At 72.8% G+C, this 18,639-nt stretch carries 22 protein-coding genes; 14 read left to right on the forward strand and 8 right to left on the reverse strand.

Translation table 11 applies throughout. The features are described 5' to 3' along the window. The first annotated feature begins 46 nt into the window (after positions 1 to 46). The 6 genes from ACZ7OU_RS25670 to proC are packed head-to-tail and all read left to right on the forward strand — an operon-like array spanning position 47 to position 6,178. Entirely contained in the window at positions 47 to 1,261 is a 1,215-nt protein-coding gene (locus ACZ7OU_RS25670) for a copper resistance D family protein (RefSeq protein WP_470257653.1), read from the forward strand. A gap of 14 nt (positions 1,262 to 1,275) precedes the next feature. Beyond that, positions 1,276 to 2,118, forward strand: a complete 843-nt coding sequence (locus ACZ7OU_RS25675; protein ID WP_470257037.1) for an alpha/beta hydrolase — start codon at positions 1,276 to 1,278, stop codon at positions 2,116 to 2,118. After that, positions 2,115 to 3,521: a serine hydrolase domain-containing protein gene (locus tag ACZ7OU_RS25680; protein WP_470257038.1), complete on the forward strand. Its 1,407-nt coding sequence runs from the start codon at positions 2,115 to 2,117 to the stop codon at positions 3,519 to 3,521. Before ACZ7OU_RS25675 ends, ACZ7OU_RS25680 begins: the two co-directional genes overlap by 4 nt. Continuing rightward, on the forward strand, positions 3,514 to 4,437 hold the full coding sequence (locus ACZ7OU_RS25685; protein WP_470257039.1) for a threonine ammonia-lyase: 924 nt from the start codon (positions 3,514 to 3,516) through the stop codon (positions 4,435 to 4,437). The genes ACZ7OU_RS25680 and ACZ7OU_RS25685 overlap by 8 nt, the downstream gene beginning before the upstream one ends. Further along, positions 4,434 to 5,408, forward strand: a complete 975-nt coding sequence (locus ACZ7OU_RS25690) for a proline racemase family protein (RefSeq protein ID WP_470257040.1) — start codon at positions 4,434 to 4,436, stop codon at positions 5,406 to 5,408. Before ACZ7OU_RS25685 ends, ACZ7OU_RS25690 begins: the two co-directional genes overlap by 4 nt. Next, positions 5,405 to 6,178 (forward strand): pyrroline-5-carboxylate reductase, encoded by a 774-nt coding sequence (gene proC, locus ACZ7OU_RS25695; protein WP_470257041.1) that lies wholly within the window; start codon positions 5,405 to 5,407, stop codon positions 6,176 to 6,178. Before ACZ7OU_RS25690 ends, proC begins: the two co-directional genes overlap by 4 nt. A 6-nt stretch (positions 6,179 to 6,184) precedes the next feature. Here proC and ACZ7OU_RS25700 read toward each other — a convergent pair whose 3' ends face one another. Together ACZ7OU_RS25700 and ACZ7OU_RS25705 are read right to left on the reverse strand one after the other, a co-directional pair. Beyond that, positions 6,185 to 7,072, reverse strand: coding sequence for a MurR/RpiR family transcriptional regulator (locus tag ACZ7OU_RS25700; protein ID WP_470257042.1), 888 nt, complete (start codon positions 7,070 to 7,072; stop codon positions 6,185 to 6,187). Next, positions 7,069 to 7,416, reverse strand: coding sequence for a hypothetical protein (locus ACZ7OU_RS25705; protein ID WP_470257043.1), 348 nt, complete (start codon positions 7,414 to 7,416; stop codon positions 7,069 to 7,071). The genes ACZ7OU_RS25700 and ACZ7OU_RS25705 overlap by 4 nt, the downstream gene beginning before the upstream one ends. Before the next feature lie 291 nt (positions 7,417 to 7,707). Between ACZ7OU_RS25705 and ACZ7OU_RS25710 the strand changes: the two genes are divergently transcribed. Further along, positions 7,708 to 7,884, forward strand: coding sequence for a TetR family transcriptional regulator (locus tag ACZ7OU_RS25710; RefSeq protein ID WP_470257044.1), 177 nt, complete (start codon positions 7,708 to 7,710; stop codon positions 7,882 to 7,884). Between the two features lie 110 nt (positions 7,885 to 7,994). Here the strand turns inward: ACZ7OU_RS25710 and ACZ7OU_RS25715 are convergent, their stop codons facing one another. Next, positions 7,995 to 8,675, reverse strand: coding sequence for an SDR family NAD(P)-dependent oxidoreductase (locus ACZ7OU_RS25715; protein ID WP_470257045.1), 681 nt, complete (start codon positions 8,673 to 8,675; stop codon positions 7,995 to 7,997). Between the two features lie 93 nt (positions 8,676 to 8,768). Here ACZ7OU_RS25715 and ACZ7OU_RS25720 point away from each other — a divergent pair, with 93 nt between their 5' ends. Next, on the forward strand, positions 8,769 to 9,350 hold the full coding sequence (locus ACZ7OU_RS25720) for a TetR/AcrR family transcriptional regulator (protein WP_470237535.1): 582 nt from the start codon (positions 8,769 to 8,771) through the stop codon (positions 9,348 to 9,350). Here the strand turns inward: ACZ7OU_RS25720 and ACZ7OU_RS25725 are convergent. Further along, complete coding sequence (locus ACZ7OU_RS25725; protein WP_470257046.1) at positions 9,331 to 9,750, reverse strand: hypothetical protein; 420 nt, start codon at positions 9,748 to 9,750, stop codon at positions 9,331 to 9,333. The genes ACZ7OU_RS25720 and ACZ7OU_RS25725 overlap by 20 nt on opposite strands. Positions 9,751 to 9,914: 164 nt before the next feature. Between ACZ7OU_RS25725 and ACZ7OU_RS25730 the strand changes: the two genes are divergently transcribed. Both ACZ7OU_RS25730 and ACZ7OU_RS25735 read left to right on the forward strand, forming a co-directional pair. Beyond that, a complete protein-coding gene (locus ACZ7OU_RS25730; RefSeq protein WP_470257047.1) occupies positions 9,915 to 11,420 on the forward strand; it encodes an MFS transporter in 1,506 nt (501 codons plus the stop codon). 67 nt (positions 11,421 to 11,487) lie between these two features. Next, positions 11,488 to 11,811 (forward strand): hypothetical protein, encoded by a 324-nt coding sequence (locus ACZ7OU_RS25735; protein ID WP_470237532.1) that lies wholly within the window; start codon positions 11,488 to 11,490, stop codon positions 11,809 to 11,811. A gap of 83 nt (positions 11,812 to 11,894) precedes the next feature. On the opposite strand, the gene ACZ7OU_RS25740 is transcribed toward ACZ7OU_RS25735, so the two are convergent. Together ACZ7OU_RS25740 and ACZ7OU_RS25745 are read right to left on the reverse strand one after the other, a co-directional pair. Then, on the reverse strand, positions 11,895 to 12,752 hold the full coding sequence (locus tag ACZ7OU_RS25740; RefSeq protein ID WP_470257048.1) for a helix-turn-helix domain-containing protein: 858 nt from the start codon (positions 12,750 to 12,752) through the stop codon (positions 11,895 to 11,897). Positions 12,753 to 12,989: 237 nt separating this feature from the next. Beyond that, complete coding sequence (locus tag ACZ7OU_RS25745; protein WP_470257049.1) at positions 12,990 to 13,892, reverse strand: LysR family transcriptional regulator; 903 nt, start codon at positions 13,890 to 13,892, stop codon at positions 12,990 to 12,992. Positions 13,893 to 13,979: 87 nt separating this feature from the next. Here ACZ7OU_RS25745 and ACZ7OU_RS25750 point away from each other — a divergent pair, with 87 nt between their 5' ends. Further along, entirely contained in the window at positions 13,980 to 14,768 is a 789-nt protein-coding gene (locus tag ACZ7OU_RS25750) for an SDR family NAD(P)-dependent oxidoreductase (RefSeq protein WP_470257050.1), read from the forward strand. Here ACZ7OU_RS25750 and ACZ7OU_RS25755 read toward each other — a convergent pair. Further along, complete coding sequence (locus tag ACZ7OU_RS25755) at positions 14,695 to 15,669, reverse strand: LysR family transcriptional regulator (RefSeq protein WP_470257051.1); 975 nt, start codon at positions 15,667 to 15,669, stop codon at positions 14,695 to 14,697. The genes ACZ7OU_RS25750 and ACZ7OU_RS25755 overlap by 74 nt on opposite strands. A 118-nt stretch (positions 15,670 to 15,787) precedes the next feature. On the opposite strand from ACZ7OU_RS25755, the gene ACZ7OU_RS25760 reads away from it, so the two are divergent. Further along, on the forward strand, positions 15,788 to 16,495 hold the full coding sequence (locus tag ACZ7OU_RS25760; protein WP_470257052.1) for an SDR family NAD(P)-dependent oxidoreductase: 708 nt from the start codon (positions 15,788 to 15,790) through the stop codon (positions 16,493 to 16,495). Positions 16,496 to 16,499: 4 nt separating this feature from the next. After that, the gene (locus ACZ7OU_RS25765) at positions 16,500 to 16,847 is read left to right on the forward strand and encodes a YybH family protein (protein ID WP_470257054.1); all 348 of its coding nucleotides are present in this window, start codon (positions 16,500 to 16,502) and stop codon (positions 16,845 to 16,847) included. A gap of 3 nt (positions 16,848 to 16,850) precedes the next feature. Here the strand turns inward: ACZ7OU_RS25765 and ACZ7OU_RS25770 are convergent, their stop codons facing one another. After that, complete coding sequence (locus ACZ7OU_RS25770; protein WP_470257055.1) at positions 16,851 to 17,780, reverse strand: NADP-dependent oxidoreductase; 930 nt, start codon at positions 17,778 to 17,780, stop codon at positions 16,851 to 16,853. Between the two features lie 92 nt (positions 17,781 to 17,872). On the opposite strand from ACZ7OU_RS25770, the gene ACZ7OU_RS25775 reads away from it, so the two are divergent. Continuing rightward, complete coding sequence (locus ACZ7OU_RS25775; RefSeq protein WP_470257056.1) at positions 17,873 to 18,625, forward strand: helix-turn-helix transcriptional regulator; 753 nt, start codon at positions 17,873 to 17,875, stop codon at positions 18,623 to 18,625. Positions 18,626 to 18,639: the final 14 nt, after the last annotated feature.

Genomic DNA, 18,639 nt, shown 5'->3' on the forward strand with positions numbered 1-18,639 from the left:
CAGCTACGATCGGATCACCCCAGCCCCCGCCGAGGAGATCGCCGTGATGTCGTTCCTGCTCGCGCAAGTTCCGGCCGCCGTCGCCAACCCCACGCCCGCGCTGTGGCGGATCGTCACGAAGATGGCCTACTTCGCCGGCCTCATCGGGACGATCGGCGCCACGATGCTCCATCTGATCGTGCTGCGGCCCGTCCTCAAGCGACCGTCCGTCGACGAGGCCGACCGCACGGTGCTGCACCGCCGGACGAGCCTGCTGCTCGCCGTCGCCGGTTCCTGGTTCCTCGTCGCGCTGTACTTCCAGATCGCGGGCAAGGCCGCCCGCGTCAAGGGTGTCGAGATCCCCTACGGCCGGGCCTTGCAGCCGGGCAGCATCTGGAAGTACGTCACCGTGCCCGCCAAGAAGGGGGAGTGGCTCTCGACCGGGGCCCAGACGCTCACCCAGTACCTGCTCTGGGCGGCGTCGGCGCTCGTGCTGATGCTCCTGTGGTCGCCGCGGGTGCGCGCGCACCTGACCGGCGTCGCCTTGACGTCGCTGGTCCTCAACTTCGTCGCCTACCAGGTCACCCTGCTGCCGACCGACTTCTCGAAGGAGACGGCCGACACCCTCGTCGACGGCCTGCTGGACCACACGCACGTCTCCGCCGTCTCCACGTGGGTCGGCGGGATCGCCGCCCTCGTCGTGCTCGCGACGGCCCGCCGCCGGCTCACCCCGCGCGCCGGTGCGACGTGGGCGCAGATCTGGACGCGGTTCAGCACCGTCGCGCTGTGCGCGGTCGGCTGCCTGCTGATCAGCGGCCTGTACCTGGCCTGGAGCCTCGTCGGCAGCCCCGGCGAGCTGTTCACCACCAGCTTCGGCCGGTTCCTGCTGGTCAAGGTCTGCCTGGTGGCGACCATGATCGCCGTCGGCGGGCTGAACGAGTTCGTGCTGATGCCCCGCATCGCCCGGGCGCGCGCGGCCGGGGACGACGGTTCGGTGTTCCGGCTCGCCCTGCGCGTGTTCCCCGGCCTGGTCGCCGTCGAGGTGGTCCTCGCGGTCGGGGTGCTCTTCGTCCTGTCGTTCCTGACCGGTTCGGCCCGCGTCGAGGCCGGCGAGCCCGACCCGACGCTCAGCGGCGGCATCGTCGGGATCGGCGTCCTGCTGGCCGTGCTGCTCGCGGTCTCCTTCGTCACCACGGCGAAGGTGAGCGCACGGCTGTCCCGGCCCGCCGCCCCGGCGCCCGCCGCCGAAGCGGTCCCCGAGTACTCGAACCCCTCGTCCTAGGAGGACACCTCTCCATGACCGGCACGACCGACCTCGCCTCCGAGCGCGCCCACTTCGTCGGGGGCACGCCCTTCTTCGCCTCGCAGCACGACCAGCGCCTGTTCTACGCGCTGTACGTGCCCAAGGACCACACACCGGAGGCCGATCCGCTGCCGCTCGTGGTCATCCAGCACGGCACCGGGCGGTCGGCCGAGCTCTACCGCGACCGCTGGAAGGAGTTCGCGATCGAGCACCGGTGCGTGATCCTCACGCCCCTGTTCCCAGCGGGCCTGATCGACAAGGGCGAGCTCCACAGCTTCAAGTTCCTGGAGTACCAGGGGATCCGCTTCGACGAGGAGCTGCTGCACATCGTCGACGAGGCCGCCGCCACGTTCAACGCGCGCGGCGACCGGTTCTACCTCCACGGTTTCTCCGGCGGCGGCCAGTTCGCGCACCGCTTCTTCTACGCGCACCCGGACCGCCTCGCCGGCGTGTCGATCGGCGCGCCGGGCCGGATCACCCAGCTCGACGACAGCCTGCCCTGGTGGCTGGGCACCGGCGGCTTCGAAGAGCGCTTCGGCATCCGCATCGACCTCGACGCGCTGCGCCGGGTGCCGGTGCAGCTGGTCGTCGGCGCCGAAGACGTCGAGACCTGGGAGATCATGAACCCCGGCGGTCCCAACTGGATGGACGGCGTCGAGGCGACCGGCGACACCCGGGTCGCGCGGCTGGAGACCCTGCGCGACAACTTCGTCTCGCAGGACATCCCCGTCCGCTTCGACGTGGTTCCCGGCGTCGCGCACCGCGGCACCGGCGTCGTGCCGGTGGTGCAGGACTTCCTCGGCGGCCTGCTGGCCGAAGCCCGGAGCACGCGGTGACCGGAACCCTCGGGTCCCTTTTGGACACCCTCGCCGCGCGCGGCATGCGGGTGCACTCCCTGCTGGTGCACCGGCACGGCGAGCTGGTGCACGACCTGTGGCAGTGGCCGCACGAGCCGTCGCTGCGGCACAAGCTGCACTCGGCCACCAAGAGCTTCACGTCCACCGCCGTCGGCTTCGCCGAGGCCGAAGGACTGCTCGAGCTCGAGGACCCGGTCGCGGACTTCTTCCCCGGCCGCGACCTCGACACCAGGATGCGCGTGCGCGACCTGCTGACCATGCGGACCGGGCACGCGCGCGGGCTCTCCGGCGCGACGACCCGGCTGCGCAAGACCGGCTGGGCCGGCGAGTTCCTCGAAGAACCCGTCGTCGACCGGCCCGGGCGCGGGTTCCGCTACAGCAGCACGACCAGCCACGTCCTGTCGGCGATCGTGCAGGAGGTCGCGGGCGAGCCGATCGACGAGTACCTGCGGCCGCGGCTGTTCGAGCCCCTGGGCATCACGGACTCCACGTGGGAACGCGATCCGGCCGGCGTCTCCAGCGGGGGCAACGGGCTGTCGCTGCGGCCGCGAGATCTGCTGTCGTTCGGCGTTCTCTACCTGCAGGACGGCGTCTGGGACGGTCGTCGCGTGCTGCCCGCCGGGTGGGTGCGCAAGGCGTCGGGCCTGCACGTCCGGAAGGCGGTCAGCGGGGAGTGGAACGGCACCGAGCTGGTTCCGCCCGGCCCGGACGCCGTCGCCGACTCCGGGTACGGCTACCAGTTCTGGGCCAGCGAGAACGGCGTCTACTCCGCGTCCGGCCTGTTCGGGCAGGAGTGCATGGTGTTCCCGGAGCACGACGGGGTCGTCGTGGTCACCGGCGCGATGCCGGACCCGACGTACCACGATCTGCCGGGCATGCTGCGCGAAGCGTTCCGCCGGGCATTCGCCGCGGATGAGGTCGAGTCCCTTTCGCACTGGGTCTCACGGGCCCGTGAACCGGAACCACTCGAGTCCGCTGTGGACGGTTCGCGGTCGCCGCGGGCGTACGATTTCGAGCCCAACGACCAAGGCGTCGGCTCGTTGTCGGTCGAGGTCGGCGACGGCGTCGTGCGGCTCGGGATCGAAGACGACCGGGGAACGCACAAGATCGAGCACGGCCTGGGGGAGTGGGTGCGGCAGAGCACCGGCGTGAGCGTCTGGCGGCTGCACCACTCCTACCAGGAGGACGCGGCGCCCGTCCTGGCCGGCGCGCGGTGGGCCGGGGCGGACGTGCTGGAGCTGACCTGGCACTTCCTCGAGGGCCCGTTCATCGACCGGCTGACGCTGCGGTTCGAGGGCGACGACGTCGTCCTGGAGCACCGGGTGAACTGCAACTCGGGCCCGACGGTGCTGCCGCCCGCGAGGGGGACCGCCCGTGCTTGACGCCGTCCTCGACCGGGCGTGGGAAGTCGTGTCCCGGCACCTGCCGCCGACGCCGCTGATCCGGTACCCGCAGGCGGGGCTCGACGTGCCGGTGTACCTGAAGTACGAGGGCGCCCAGCCGATCGGTGCCTTCAAGATCAGGGGCGCGCTGGCGGCTCTCACGGCGTACGCGGGCCAGCCGGTCGTGACGGCGTCGGCGGGCAACCACGCGCTCGGGATCGCCTACGCTGCCCGGCTGCTGTCGGGCGAGGCGACCGTGGTGGTGCCGAAGACGGCGGCCGCGGTGAAGGTCGAGGCACTGCGGCGGTACCCGATCGACCTCGTCCTGGCGGGCGACGACTTCGACGGCGCCGAGCGGCACGCGCTCGGGCTGCCCGGGCAGTACGTGTCCGCGTACGACGACCCGCACGTCATCGCGGGGCAGAGCACCCTCCTCACGGAGGTGGCTCGCGTGCTGGACGAAGACTTCACGGTGGTCGTCCCGGCCGGCGCGGGCGGCCTGCTGTCCGGCGTGGCGCTGGGCGCGCGCCGGGCGGCGCGGGACGTCCGCGTCATCGGTGTCGAGGCCGAGGCGTGCCGCGCGCTGTCGACCGCCGTGGCGGCCGGGCGCGTGGTGCCCGTGGAGATGGGGGAGACCATCGCCGACGGGCTGGCCGGCAACCTCGAACCGTCGTCCCGGACGCCGGGCATCGTGCGCGACCGCGGGGTGACCATGGTCGCCGTGGCCGAGTCGTCGATCCGCCGGTCGGTCCGCGAGTTCGTGACGACCGCCGGGCTCGTCGCCGAGGGCGCCTCGGCGACGTCGCTGGCGGCGTTGCGCGACGGGCTCGTGCCGCTGGACCGGCCCGTGGTGCTGGTCGTTTCCGGCCGCAACATCGACCTGGGCCTGCTGACCACCATCCTGGGAGAGCGATGATCACGACGACCGACTACCACACCGCCGGCGAGCCCTTCCGGATCGTCACGGCGGGCGTACCGGAGATCCCCGGCACGACCGTGCTCGAACGCCGGGCCGCCGCGCAGACGTCGGCGGAGATCGACGCCGTCCGGCAGCTGCTGGTGCGGGAGCCGCGCGGGCACGCGGACATGTACGGCTGCTTCCTCGTCCCGCCCGACGACGACGGCGCCGAGTTCGGCGTCCTGTTCTGGCACAAGGACGGCTACTCGACGGCGTGCGGCCACGGCACGATCGCGCTCGGCGCGTGGGCGGTCCGCACCGGCCGGGTCCCGGCTTCGCGCGACGGCGTCACCGAAGTGGTGATGGACGTCCCGTCCGGCCGGGTCACGGCGGCGGTGACGTGCGTCGCCGGTGTCGTGCGGGAAGTGGCGTTCCGGAACGTGGACGCGTACGTGATCGGCCGGGACGTCCCCGCGGGCCCGGCCCACGCCGACATCAGCTACGGCGGGGCGATCTACGCGTCGGTGCCGGCTCCTTCGGTGGGACTGACGGTTTCGCCGTCCTGTCACACGGAGCTGATCGCCGCCGGACGCGAGATCAAGGGCGCGTTGAACGCGACGTCGTGGGCGTCCCATGAGGACAGTCGCTTGAGCGGGATCTACGGCACGATCTTCTACGACGACCTGGGGGACACGCCTTCGGGGCCGCACCAGCGCAGCGTCACGATCTTCGCCGACGGCCAGGTCGACCGGTCGCCGTGCGGCTCGGGGACGTCGGCCCGGCTCGCACTGCTGGCGGCGGACGGCCGGCTGCCGTCCGGCGCGGTGCTGACGCACGATTCGATCATCGGGACCCGGTTCACCGGCCGGGTCCTGTCGGGCGGCTCCGCGGTCGCCACCGAGGTGTCGGGAAACGCTTACCTGACGGGCGAGTGCACGTTCAGCCTCGATCCGGACGACGAACTGGGAAGGGGGTTCGTGCTGCGATGAGCACAACCATCGTGGGCGGCGGGAACATGGGCGAGGCCCTGCTGGCGGGACTCGGTCCGGAGGTGACGGTCGTCGAGCAGAACCCGTCGCGGGCCGCGTACTTGAAGTCGCGGTACGACGTTTCGATCGCTTCTCTGGAGTCGGCGGTCGCTTCGGCTTCGACTGTTTTCGTTGTGGTGAAGCCGTATCACTTCGCGGCTTTGCTGGATTCCCTGGCACCGCATGTTCGGCCGGGGCAGCTGATCGTGTCGGCGGTGGGCGGGACGCCGATCGCGCGCATGGAGGCGAGCCTGCCGGACGTGGCGGTGGTGCGCACGATGCCGAACCTCCCGGTCTCGGTGGGTTCGGGCACGATCGCGATCGCCGGCGGCACGCACGCGGTACCGGCCGACCTCGACCGCGTGCGCACGATGCTGTCCCCGCTGGGGCGGGTGATCGAGGTGGCGGAGAGCCAGCTGGACGCGGTGACGGCATTGTCGGGCGGCGGCCCGGCGTACTTCGCACTGATGGCGGAGGCGATGATCGACGCGGGAGTGCTCGCGGGGCTGCCGAGGCCGTTGGCGGAGGAGCTGGTCCTGACGACGGCGGAGGGAACGGGCCGCATGCTGGGAGCCCCGGACGCCGACCCGGCGGGGTTGCGGGCGGCGGTGTGCAGCCCGGGCGGCACGACGATCGCGGCGATGAGGGAGCTGGAGGGGCGTGCTTTGCGCGCGGCGGTGATGGCCGCGGTGGTCGCGGCGCGGGACCGGTCGAGCGAGATGGGCCGCTGAGCCGCGTCAGGTGCGGCGTGAGCGCATGTCCCGCGGCGCCAACCGGTCGCGCAGGTCGGCCAGCAGTTCCGTGTTCGCCGACACCGCGCCCGGGTCGCGCTTCGCCACCGCCAGCAGCAGGCAGTCCAGCACCAGCGTCGTGCTGAGCCCCTCCTGCGTGAGCCCCGTCGACGACCGCACGGCCGGCAGCGTCACGTCGACCTGACTGTCCAAAGTGGCGCCCAGCGAGTCCGTCAGCAGCAGGACCCCCGCGCCGGCCGCGCGCGCGTGGCGGAGAGCCGTCGTCATGTCCGGCAACAGGCGCTCGGGGGCGTTCAGCACGAACACGTCGCCCGGCTCCAGCGGCAGCAGCTCGTCCGCGAGCCGGAACCCCGTCGCCGACGTGCTGCGCGCCCGGCGGCCGAGGCGCTGTAACCGCGTCGCGAGGTAGCGCATCGGGAGCTCCGCGATGCCGAGGCCGTACGCGAGCACCTCGCGCGCGCCGGAAAGCAGGTCGACGGCCTGGGTGAAAGCGGGCTCGGTGAGCAGCCGGCGGGTCTCCGTCAGGCGGTCGACGGACTCCGCGAGCAGCTGGTCGAGCTGGGAGGCGGTGTCGTCGCCGGCCTCCTCGACGCGGTGCCGCAGGCGGGTGGCGGGCGTATCGGACACGACGTGCCGGCCCACCGCGCGCTTGAGCTCGGGCAGGCCCGAGTAGCCGAGGGACTTGACCGTGCGGATGACGGTGGCGTCGCTGGTGCCGCTCAGCTCGCCGAGCTCCCCGGCGGTCGACAGCACGATCATCCCGGGGTGCTTCCACAGGTATTCGGCCACCCGCCGCTCGGCGGCCGACAGCCCGCCGATCCGCTGCCCGATCCGCTCGGCCAGCGGGCCCCGACCTTCTTCCTGACCACTCACCCCGGAAGCGTACCCACGACCCCGTGCTCGAGCAGACTCCTGCCGCAGTCCACGACGCTCGTCCGCGCCGGCCGCGGGGTCCACCCCAGCCTTCTCGATGCTGTGCCGGTTGCGCCGCCCAAGCCCGGCATGATCTCGCGAAGCGAACGGTCGAACAGCGCCGCCGCCCGCACGGCGATGTCCGGCAGCTGCCGCTTCGGGACCTTCCGGGCGGCCTCGCCCAGACCCGCCAGCAGGCGCGCGATGATCCGCGTCGAGCCCAGCGTGTCCGCGGACAGGATCGGGCCGAACACCGCGCCGGGCAGGACCGTCGTCAGCGTCATCAGCCCGTCGAGTGCGACCATGAACTCCCACGCCGCAAGCTCGGCGGCAGTCTTCGAGCGGCGGTACGCGGGCAGGCCGGGGGGAGTCGAGGTCCGTCCACAGTGTCTCGTGGAGCACGTACGCGCAGCCGTCGTCGGACATCAGGTCCGCGACCGCGAACTCGAGGGTGCCGGCCCGCGAGCCGAGCGGCCGCCGGACCCGCTCGCCCCGGCTCGCGTCACGGACCGTGGGGCGCACGTCGTAGCCGTCGTCCAGCAGCCGCGCGACGCACAGCCCGCGACGTAGCCCGTGCCCCCGGTGACCAGGACGTCATGTCGACCCGGGCGGCCCAGGCCGAGAAGACGAGACAGGCGGTCCTCGACATCGCGCGGAAGCTGTTCTTGGACCACGGGTTCGACGCGACCTCGCTGCAGCAGATCGCCGACGCCGAGCGCATCGAGCTCGATGCCCGGCGCCGACGGTCGGCCGGCAGGCCGCGTACTGGCTGATCAGCGACCTCGGCGTGGTCAACCGGCGGCTGGACCACCTGAGCCACGACGACCTGCGCGCGACCCTGCTCCGGCTGTGCCGGGGCGTGGTCCGCGACGCCGGCTGAGCGCTACCACGGCACGGGCTCGCCGTGCCGGTCCAGGAACCGCAGGCCGGGCGCGCCGGCCTGGGCTTCTAGGACGTCGACGACGGCCGGGACGCTCTCTTCGGGCGCGAGTGGCGCGTCGGGGCCGCCGAGGCGCGTCCGGTTGTGGCCGGGGTCGATGAGCAGCTTGGTCCGCCCGTCGCCGGCGGTCCGCGTCGCGTAGCTGCGCATCAGCTGGTTGAGCGCGGCCTTGCTGGCCTTGTAGAGCTCGTAGCCGTCCTCGGTGTTGAGCGAGATGCTGCCCTGCTCGGACGACATGACCGCGACGGTGCCGCCGGGCACCACGAGGTCGCCGAGGGCCTCGACGGTCCGCAGCGGGCTCAGCGCGTTGGTGACCATGACCTCGGTGAACACCTCGACCGGGACGTCGCCGATCGGCGCGTTCCCGCGGTCGATCGCGGCGTTGACGAAGAGCAGGTCGAGCCGGCGCCCCGCCAGGCGCTCGCGCAACGCGGCCAGCTCGCCGGCGCTCGTCATCTCCAACTGCTCGATCTCGAGCCGGCCGCCGGAAGCGAGGGCGCGCAGGTCGGCGCTGTCGCGGCGGGTGGTGGCGATGACGTGGCGGCCGCGGCGCACGAGCTCGGCGGCGAGGACGAGCCCCAGACCGCGGGAGGCGCCGACGACGAGGGCTTGGTTCTGGGACACAGCTACTCCTTCGGTGGGTCGAACCCCGAGACTAGACGCGACGTTGCGTCTAGACAAGACGTTGCGTCTCGACAGAGGCGCTATCGTGTCCGCATGACCGACCGCCCCCGCTCCGGCAACCGGCGCGACGAGGCCGCGCGCCTGGCCGTGCTGCACGCCGCCGACGACCTGCTCGTCGAGCACGGCTTCGCCGCCCTGACCGTCGAGGCGATCGCGCGCCGGGCCGGCGTCGCGAAGCAGACGATCTACCGCTGGTGGCCGTCGAAGGTCGAGATCCTCCTCGACACCCTGATCGAGGACAGCGCCAAGCGCTTCCCGGTCCCGGCCGACAAGCCCACGGCGGACGGCATCCGCGGCTACCTGCGGGCGTTCGCGCGGTTCCTCACCCGCGACCCGGCGGGCAAGGTCCTGCTCACGCTGCTCGCCCAGGCGCAGCACGATCCCGCCACGGCCCGGAGCTTCCACGAGCGCTACCTCGGTCCGCGTCGCGACGAGGAACGCGCCCTGCTCACCCGCGCGATCGACGCAGGGGAGATCTCACCGGGGCTCGGACCGGACGCCGCCCTGGACGCACTGGTCGGCCCGATCGTCTACTGCGCCCTGACCGGCGCGAGCATCCCCCGCGGCATGGTGAGCACGCTCGTAGAGGACGTGCTCAAGCCTCGCGCGAGCTGACGTCGCCGGGGCACGGCCCGAAGAACAGGCACTCGACGAGCGCTCGCGGGTCCAGCTCCCGGGCCCGTGGCTCCCAGACGTCGAGTTCCGCGGCGATCCGCTCGACGTCGACGTGGCGTTCGTCCGTGTCGTGCTCGGGACAGCCGTTGCGGAGCACGTTCCCGGCCGGGAGGAGCGCGACCACGGCGGCGCCTTCGCCGTCGAGCGTGAAGTAGCACTGCAGCCGCGACGGCGTCGCGGAGCCGATCGCGTTGAGGTGCCGGCCGCCGAACGTGGCCGGGTAGTGCCAGCCGGCTTCCGGGTCGTCGGGGAACGCCGGGTCGCGGGGGTCGCGTTCGCCGTCGAGGGACCAGCCGCGCGCGCTGAGGAGCTCGTGCAGGTCGGTCGGCGAGGGGGTCATCGGAGTCCTTTCGGGGCGCTGCGGCGGTCCGCCCAGTGTCGTCCCTGTGCCGTCACCACGAACGGGTGACCAGCAGTCCGGGAACCGAGACGGGACCCGGCCGTGAGTCTCGGTACCCGGACGTAGCGTCGGGGGACCGGTGCCGAGGACGAGGAGCGGGGTGCATGCGCGCGGAGCCCGAGACCGCCGAGGAGGTCGTCCTGTCGACCGGCCGCCGCGCGTGGACGGTCGGCGTGATGTGCACGGCGGTCGGCCTGGTGATCGCCATGGTGACGATCGTGAACGCGGCGTTGCCCGCGCTGGCCGCCGACACCGGCGCGAGCCAGGCCGGGCAGACCTGGATCGTCGACGTCTACACGCTGGTGCTGGCCGCGCTGGTGCTGCCGGCCGGCGCGCTGGGCGACCGGTACGGGCGCCGCGGGGTGCTCGTCCTCGGCCTGCTGGTGTTCTCCGCTGGCTGTGCCGCGCCGGTGTTCCTCGGCACGGCGTCGTGGATCATCGCGGCCCGGGCCGTCACGGGGCTCGGCGCAGCGATGATCATGCCGGCCACGCTGTCGATCATCACCGCGAGCTTCCCGCCGGAACGCCGCGGTCGCGCGGTCGGGATCTGGGCCGCGGTGGCCGGCGTCGGCGGGCTCGGCGGGCTGGTGCTCGCCGGGGTGCTGCTGCGGAGCTTTTCGTGGCATTCGGTGTTCCTCGGGCCCGCGGTGCTGTCGGTGGTCCTGGTGGCCGCGAGCCTGACGGTGCCGACGTCGCGCGACCGCCGTCCCCACGGGTTCGACGTCGTCGGCGCGGTACTGAGCGCCTCGGCGATCGGCGCGGTGGTGTTCGGCATCCTGCGCGTCGCCGATCTGGGCTGGGGCAACGGAACCGTGCTCGGCTCGATCGCGGGTGGGCTGGTGCTGGGCGCGCTGTTCGCCGGGTACGAGCTGCGGCGCGCGTCCCCGCTCCTGGACGTCCGCCTGTTCGGCGACGCGGCTTTCGCGGCCGGCTCGGTCTCGGTGACCGTGCAGTTCACCGCGGCGTTCGGGATGTTCTACGCGCTGGCCCAGTACCTCCAGCTGGTGCGGGGGTATTCGGCGCTGGCGTCGGGGCTGGCGCTGTGGCCGGTCGCGGTGACGCTGTTCCCGCTGTCGCTGGCTTCGGCGCCGCTGGTCCGCCGGTTCGGGCTGCGGGCGGTGACGTGCACCGGGCTCGCCGTCGTCGTCCTCGGGATGGTCCTCATCGGACAGTTGGACGCGGGAAGTGACTACATCGCCTTGGCGATCGCGGTGTGCGTCCTCGGCGCGGGGATCGGCGTGACGGCCCCGGCGGCGACGAGCGCGATCCTCGACAACGTGCCGCCGTCGCACTACGGCGTGGCCTCGGCGGTCAACGACGCGACGCGCGAAGTCGGCGCGGCACTGGGGATCGCGCTCGTGGGCAGCGTCCTTTCCGCCGGCTACACGGATGCGGTCCGCCCGGCGACGGCGGCGCTGGCACCGCCCGCGCGCGAGGTGGCGGAAGGCTCGCTGGCGGGTGCGCTCGCGGTCGCGACGGGCCCGGCGGGGGAGCACCTGGCGGCGTCCGCGCGCGCGGCTTTCGCGCACGGCATGGGGATCAGCATGCTGGCGCTGGCGGCCGTCGTGGTGGCCGGCACCGCCGCGGCGGCGGTACTGCTGCGCCGCTAGGCGTGTATCTGGGAGCGGCCGCCGGTCCCTTGGTCTTCAGTACAACCACGATTGTCCTGGAGGGACCATGACCCAGCTCCACATCAAGACCCTGAAGTGCGTCAAGAAGGACGACGTGATCGGGAAGGACGACGTCGTCGTGCAGATGAACGGCGTCACCGTCTCGGGCCCGCACAAGCTGGGCAAGGGCGACGACGTCACGCTCAACACGCTGCGCGCGTTCACGAGCTCGGTGAAGGTGACGCTGATCGACGAGGACAGCGGCAAGGACGACAACCTCGGCACGGTGACGATCACGGACACGCAGGCGGGAATCGGGACGCTGACGGCGTTCTTCAACGCCTTGAAGGGCGCGGACTACCACCTGACGTACGACGTGCACAGCAGCTGAGCCGGGGGCGCCGGTCCGGCTGCGGACCGGCGCGCCACAGCCCGTTCACGGCCGTCGACGTCAGCAGGGATCGCCCGGCTCGATCAGGGTCGGCGCTCGGCGGGTTCGGCCGTCCACGACGCCAGGATCCGCAGTGCTTCGTGGGCGGGCGAGCCCGGCTCCGCCGTCAGGACCATCAGCCGCTGGCCGCTGCCGTCCGGGCTTTCCCACATGTCGCAGTCCAGCGTCAGGTCGCCGACCACCGGGTGGCGGTACCGCTTCACCCCGTAGCCCGCGCTCGTCACGTGGTGGGCCGCCCACCACGTGCGGAACTCCGGGTGGTGCACCGCGAGCTCGCCGACGAGGTCGGCCAGCTCCGGCGCGTCCGGGTCGCGCGCGGCCTCCAGGTGCAACGCCGCCACCGCCGTGCGGGCCGCTTCTTCCCAGTCGGTGTGGAGCGCGCGCACCTGCGGGTCGGCGAAGAGCAGGTACACGTAGTTGCGGCGGTTCGCCGGATAGCGGGCGAAGTCGGTGAACAGCGCGGCCGCGGACTCGTTCCACGCGAGCACGTCGAGGCGATGGCCCAGCACGATCGCGGGTGTCTCCGCCAGCCGGTCGAGAAGCCTTTTCATGGCGGGGCGCAGCTTTTCACCCGCCCGGCGCCGCGGCCGGCGGAAGGGCTTGCCGGCCAGTTCGTACACATAGGACTGCTGATCGTCGCTCAGCCGGAGCGCGCGGGCCAGCGTGGCGAGGACCGACGAAGAGGCCTGCACGCGTCCCTGCTCGAGCCGCGTCAGGTAGTCGACGCTGATCGCGGCGAGCTGCGCGACCTCCTCCCGGCGGAGCCCGGCCACCCGCCGCGGCGAGGCCGCGTCCGGCAGGCCGACGTCGTGCGGGGTCAGCTGGGACCGGCGTGCCTTGAGGAAGTCGCCGAGCTCTTTGGGCCGGCCGGTGGGCTCCATGCCCCCGATTGTCCCCCGGCCGCGCCGGCCGTGGGTGGGCGAGTTCCTTCCCCCGGTCGGCCGCGTAGCTCGGCCGCTTGCTCCCGCAGCGCGCTGACCGCGGCGGTGGCGCCGGCGACCCCCGCTCAGCCGCGTAGCTCGGCCGCCTGTTCTCGCAGCGCGTCGACCGCGGCGGTGGCGCCGGCCGAGCGGCCCGGGCGGGTGATGACGACTGCGGACCGGCCGCGCCCCCCCCGCTCAGCCGCGTAGCTCGGCCGCTTGCTCCCGAAGCGCGTCGACCACGGCGGTGGCACCCGCCGAGCGGCCCGGCCGCGTAACGACCACCGCCGACCGCCCGCGCCACGCCGGGTCCTCGACGGACACGACCGCGACCCCCGCGGGCACGGACGCGGCCGCCACGCCCGGCAGCAGCGCGATGCCCAGCCCGGCCGCCACCATGCCCAGCCGGGTGGTCCAGCTGCGGACCGCGTGACCGACGCGGGGCTCGTCCAGGGTCGGCCACGCGCCGAACTGCGGCTCTCCGCGTCCGCCGCGGCCCGCGATCCACGTCTCGTCGCGCAGGTCGGCGACGTCCACCCGGCGCCGGTGGGCCAGCCGGTGCCCGGCCGGGACCGCGACGCGCAGGTCGTCCTCGGTCAGGACGTCCTGGTGCAGGCCGGCGAGGTCGTAGCCGGGCAGCCCGGCGCCGACGCCGATCACCACGACCTCGGTGCGCCCGCCGCGGAGCCGGGCGAGCAGCACCGGGGTCGCGCCTTCCTCGAGCGTGACGGCCAGCCCGGGATGCCGGGTCCGCAGGACGGCGAGTGCCCGGGGGACCAGGACCGCCGCCGCGGCCGGGAAGGCGCCGATCGACAGGCGCCCCGCCAGCCGGTCGGCCAGGCCGGCCAGCTCCTGCTCCGCGGCGTCGACGACCGCCAGCGCGGTGGTGGCGTGCCGGGCCAGGAGCGCCCCGGCCGGGCTCGGCCGCACCCCGCGGGCGTGCCGCTCGAACAACGCCGTGCCCGCGGCGGCTTCCATCATCGCCACCTGCCGCGAGATGGCGGACTGCGTGTACCCGAGGGACGCGGCCGCCGCGGTGAACGAACCCGTGGCCGCCACCTCGCGGATCACCCGCAGGCCGGTCAGCGTCACTTCTGCCATGCCGCCAGCCTAGCCATGCACAAAGCGCACAGCAGATGTGCGAAGACATCGCTGGTGCTCATGGCTGGACGGGCTCACCATGGAAGCATGATTTGGTTCATCACAGGATCCTCGAAGGGCTTCGGCCGCCACTGGGCCGAAGCCGCCCTCGACCGCGGCGACCGGGTCGCCGCCACCGCCCGCAACCTCGCCGACTTGGCCGATCTCGCCGAGCGCTACGGCGACGCCGTGCTGCCGCTGCGGCTCGACGTCACCGACCGGGAAGCCGTGTTCGCCGCCGTCCAGCGCGCGGCGGACCACTTCGGCGGATTGGACGTCGTCGTCAACAACGCCGGCTACGGCCACTTCGGCCGCGTCGAAGAACTGAGCGAAGACGATGTCCGCGCCCAGCTGGAGACGAACTTCTTCGGCGCGCTCTGGGTCACGCAGGCGGCGCTGCCGATCCTGCGGGCGCGGCGCCGCGGGCACATCATCCAGGTCACCAGCGAGGGCGGCGTCGTCGCGTTCCCCGGCATCGGCGCCTACCACGCGTCGAAGTGGGCGCTGGAAGGGCTTTCCCAGTCCCTGGCCCAGGAAGTCGCGCAGTTCGGCATCCACGTCACCAACCTGGAGCCGGGCCCCTACGCGACGGACTGGCTCGGCGTGGGCTCGCGCCGGAGCACGGCCAACCCGGACTACCCGGCCGTCGAAGAAGGCCAGTGGGACGTCGGCGACCCGTACGCGACCCGGGCGGCCGTCCTCGAGCTCGTCGACGCCGCCGACCCGCCGCTGCGGATGTTCCTCGGCAAGTCCCTGCCGGCGGTCACCGAGGAGTACCAGGACCGGTTGAAGACGTGGGAAGACTGGCAGGACGTGGCGGTGCGGGCGTTCGGCTGAGGCCCGCGTGCGGGTCGTCCGCGGGCACCCACCCGGTGTCGAGGTCCAGCGGGCCGACGTCCCGGGCCAGTGCCGCGATCGTCGCCAGGACCGGGGCGCGGGTTTCGTCGCGGCGGGACACCAGCGACCACGTCCACAGCGGCGCCGGGCCGGTCACCGCCCGGCGCGCGAGGTCCGGCGGCACCGGCGTCGTCTGGCCCTTGGGTGAGTTGAGCACCGGGCGCCGCAGCCGGCGGACGTGGTCGAAGAAGGCCGGGCCGGTGACGCCGCCGTCGTGGGTGGGCACGACCTGGGCGCCGGTGGCCCGCGCGAACTCCTCGGCGTAGTCGTTCCAGGAGGCCCAGCTGGCGGTGTCGGCGTCGACGAGCACGACGACGTCCTTCGCCGCCACCTCGGCACTGCCGGTGCCGATCGCGTGGAGGCGGTCCGCGCCGAGCAGGCGGGCTTCGAGGTCGTGCTCGGCCAGGTCGGCGGCCCGCGCCCAGCAGATCGCCAGGTCGATGCTCTGGTCGGCGACCCGCCGCAGCTGGGCGTGCGAGGGCAGCACCCACGTGTCGACGTGCAGGTGCGCGACGCCCGCGACGCGGTCGAGCAGGTCGGCCGGGTGCCAGTTGACGTACCCCAGCCGCACCGGCTCGCGCGCGGCGATCCCCGCGGCCGAGCGGCGCAGCTCGTCCGCCTGCTCCAGCAGCGCGAGCACCCGCGGCAGCAGCGACTCGCCGCACTCGGTGAGCGTCACCGAGCGGCGGTCGCGGTCGAAGAGCCGGATACCGAGGTCGCGTTCGAGCGCCTTGATCTGCTGGGACAGCGAAGGTCCGGCGATGCGCAACCGCTCCGCGGCCCGGCCGAAGTTCAGTTCTGTGGCGACCGCCACGAAGTACCGAAGCTGGCGTAGCTCCATACCGGCAGCTTAGTGCGGTGGGAGCCGGGGCCTCCCAGCTGTGAGCGAACCGGTCGTGGCGCACCGGTTCACACCCGGCACATCCTCGGCTCAGGAAGTCCACTCACCAGGAGGAACCATGAACACGCAGAAGGTCGCGGTCGTCACCGGCGCTTCCCAGGGCATCGGCGCGGCCGTGGTCGAGGCGTACCGCAAGCTCGGTTACGCCGTCGTCGCGAACTCGCGCTCGATCACCCCGTCGGGCGACGCCGGGATCCTGGCCGTCCCGGGCGACATCGCCGATCCGGCCGTCGGCGCCCGCGTGATCGACCAGGCACTCGCGACGTTCGGCCGCGTGGACGCGCTGGTCAACAACGCCGGTGTCTTCATCGCGAAGCCGTTCACCGAGTACACGGCGGCCGACTTCGACCTCGTGACCGGCGTCAACCAGCGCGGCTTCTTCGAGGTCACCCAGCGCGCGATCGCCGCGATGCTTGAGGTCGGCGGCGGGCACATCGTCACCATCACGACCAGCCTGACCGACCACGCGAACAGCGCGGTGCCGTCGGCGCTGGCGTCACTGACCAAGGGCGGCCTGAACGCGGTCACGAAGTCCCTCGCCATCGAGTACGCGACGCGGGGGATCCGCGTGAACGCGGTGTCGCCGGGCATCATCCGCACCCCGATGCACCCGGCGTCGACGCACGACGCGCTCGCGGGCCTGCACCCGGTCGGGCGGATCGGCGACACGAGCGACATCGTCGACGCGATCGTGTACCTGGAGGGCGCGCCGTTCGTGACCGGCGAGATCCTGCACGTCGACGGCGGCCAGAGCGCGGGACACTGACGTCATGAGCATCCTGACCGGAGTCTTGGACGCCTGGAAGTCGGCGGTCGACGCGCACGACCCGGAGCGGGTGGCGGAGAACTTCACCGAAGACGCGATCTTCCAGGGCCTCCACCCGTACACGGTGGGCCGCGACGGCGTGGTGGCGTACTACGACTCCCAGCCGCTCGGCATGACCGCGGAGTACCGGATCGTGGAGACCCGCACCTTGGCCGACGACGTGGTGCTCGGGTACGCGAGCGTCGACTTCACCTTCCCGGACCGGCCGACGATCTCGGTGCAGCTCGGCGTGATCGTCCGCCGGGCCGGGGAGAAGTGGCTGATCGCGCACTACCAGGTTTCGCGGCTCTGACGGTCACACGGTGAGGACGACCTTGCCCCGGAGGTGGCCGCCGTCGAGCAGCCGGTGGGCGTCGGCGACGCGCTCGAACGGGAACGTCTCCTGCACGTGGACCCGGAGCCCGCCCCGCTCGACGAGGTCGACGAGCCCGCGCAGCGCGATCGGATCCGGGTCGACCGCGATGCCGCTGAAGCGCAGGCCGGCCGCCTCGAACTTGGCGATGAGCGCCGAGTCCTCCTCGGCGACCGCCGTCACCAGGTGGCCGCCGGGGCGGAGCACCGCGAGCGAGCGCTCGGCGGTGTCGCCGCCGATCGTGTCGAGCACGACGTCGACGTCGCGGACCACCTCGGCGAAGTCGACCGTCGTGTAGTCGATCACCTCGTCGGCGCCGAACCCCGCGACGAACTCCCGGATGCTCCCGGCGGCGGTCGTGATCACGTGCGCGCCGCGGGATTTCGCGATCTGGATGGCGACGTGGCCGACCCCGCCGCCACCGCCGTGGACCAGGACGCGGTCGCCCGCGCTCACACCGCCGAGGTCGACGAGGCCCTGCCACGCGGTCAGCCCGACGATCGGCAACGCCGAAGCCTCGACGTGCGAGAGCGACGCCGGCTTGCGCACCAGGTGCAAGGCCGGCGCCGCCACGAATTCGGCGTACGCGTTGGCCGCCTGCGGGAACAGCGGCATCCCGAACACCTCGTCGCCGGGCCGGAACCGCCACGTCTGCGGCGCGTCCTCGACGACACCGCTGATGTCCCAGCCGAGGGTGAACGGCGGCGGGCCGAGCAGCGGGAACTCGCCGGCGCGCAGGCGCGCTTCGAGCGGGTTCAGCCCGATCGCCTTGACGCGGACGAGGACTTCGGTCGGCCGGGCGCGCGGCTCCGGCGCGTCCACGACGGTGAGGACGTCGGGGCCGCCGAGCGTGTGCTGGGTGATGGTTCGCATACCTCGACGATGATCGTCACGGCGCGGGCGTACCACCGGTGTCGCGCCAGGAAACGCCGGAAACCCGCCAAAACTTGGTTAGGGTGGGTGGCGTGACCGAACGTGTTCAGGAGTTTTCGGGCGCCTGCGGGCCCCTGGTCCACGGCGAGGAGGTCGCCCCGCACTGCCACGATTTCGGACAGCTCAGGTACGCAGCGTCCGGAGCGCTGGTCACCAAGACCCAGGTCGGCACGTGGGTGGCGCCGGCGAGCCGCATCACATGGGTGCCCCCGTTTTACGTCCACAGCAGCCGTTCCCACGGCGAGACCGACATCCGCCTGCTCCGGGTCCCGGCGGCCTCGGCCGAGCGGCTACCGTCGGAGCCCTCGGTGTTCGTGGCCAGTCCGCTGCTGCGCGAGGCGTACCTGGCTTTGCTCGGCGACGACGACCCCGCTCGCGTCTGTCTGCTGCTCGAGGTCGTCATCTCGGAGCTTTCCCGCGCCTCGCGGGAACCCTTGCGCCTTCCGGAGTCGGGGGACCCCCGCCTCAAGGCCGTCACGGACCTGCTGCACGCGGACCCGGCCAGCCCGGCGACCTTGGCGGAACTGGGGCACCGGACGGGGTCGAGCGAGCGAACCCTCAGCCGGTTGTTCGGCAGCGAGCTGTCGATGAGCTTCCACCAGTGGCGCACGCTGCTGCGGATCCAGCGGGCTTTGCTCGAACTCGGCGACGGAGCGTCGGTCACGGACACGGCGATCCGGCTGGGCTGGGCGAACCCGACCAGTTTCATCGAAGCGTTCACGGATCTGGTCGGGCAGACTCCGGGCCGGTACCGCTCCGCGGTGGCTCAGAAGCCGGAGGGATGAACGGAGAGCCAGCC

This window comes from Amycolatopsis sp. NPDC114505 (assembly GCF_055633615.1).

Bases quoted from the DNA above. Each gene is read 5' to 3' on its own strand.
- ACZ7OU_RS25725 (WP_470257046.1), bottom strand. From the start codon at position 9,750: ATGACCCCCTCGCCGACCGACCTGCACGAGCTCCTCAGCGCGCGCGGC.
- ACZ7OU_RS25705 (WP_470257043.1), bottom strand. From the start codon at position 7,416: ATGGTCGCACTCGACGGGCTGATGACGCTGACGACGGTCCTGCCCGGC.
- ACZ7OU_RS25735 (WP_470237532.1), top strand. From the start codon at position 11,488: ATGACCCAGCTCCACATCAAGACCCTGAAGTGCGTCAAGAAGGACGAC.
- ACZ7OU_RS25770 (WP_470257055.1), bottom strand. From the start codon at position 17,780: ATGCGAACCATCACCCAGCACACGCTCGGCGGCCCCGACGTCCTCACC.
- proC (WP_470257041.1), top strand. From the start codon at position 5,405: ATGAGCACAACCATCGTGGGCGGCGGGAACATGGGCGAGGCCCTGCTG.
- ACZ7OU_RS25675 (WP_470257037.1), top strand. From the start codon at position 1,276: ATGACCGGCACGACCGACCTCGCCTCCGAGCGCGCCCACTTCGTCGGG.
- ACZ7OU_RS25760 (WP_470257052.1), top strand. From the start codon at position 15,788: ATGAACACGCAGAAGGTCGCGGTCGTCACCGGCGCTTCCCAGGGCATC.
- ACZ7OU_RS25710 (WP_470257044.1), top strand. From the start codon at position 7,708: ATGTCGACCCGGGCGGCCCAGGCCGAGAAGACGAGACAGGCGGTCCTC.
- ACZ7OU_RS25720 (WP_470237535.1), top strand. From the start codon at position 8,769: ATGACCGACCGCCCCCGCTCCGGCAACCGGCGCGACGAGGCCGCGCGC.
- ACZ7OU_RS25750 (WP_470257050.1), top strand. From the start codon at position 13,980: ATGATTTGGTTCATCACAGGATCCTCGAAGGGCTTCGGCCGCCACTGG.
- ACZ7OU_RS25670 (WP_470257653.1), top strand. From the start codon at position 47: ATGTCGTTCCTGCTCGCGCAAGTTCCGGCCGCCGTCGCCAACCCCACG.
- ACZ7OU_RS25690 (WP_470257040.1), top strand. From the start codon at position 4,434: ATGATCACGACGACCGACTACCACACCGCCGGCGAGCCCTTCCGGATC.
- ACZ7OU_RS25765 (WP_470257054.1), top strand. From the start codon at position 16,500: ATGAGCATCCTGACCGGAGTCTTGGACGCCTGGAAGTCGGCGGTCGAC.
- ACZ7OU_RS25730 (WP_470257047.1), top strand. From the start codon at position 9,915: ATGCGCGCGGAGCCCGAGACCGCCGAGGAGGTCGTCCTGTCGACCGGC.
- ACZ7OU_RS25755 (WP_470257051.1), bottom strand. From the start codon at position 15,669: ATGGAGCTACGCCAGCTTCGGTACTTCGTGGCGGTCGCCACAGAACTG.
- ACZ7OU_RS25745 (WP_470257049.1), bottom strand. From the start codon at position 13,892: ATGGCAGAAGTGACGCTGACCGGCCTGCGGGTGATCCGCGAGGTGGCG.
- ACZ7OU_RS25740 (WP_470257048.1), bottom strand. From the start codon at position 12,752: ATGGAGCCCACCGGCCGGCCCAAAGAGCTCGGCGACTTCCTCAAGGCA.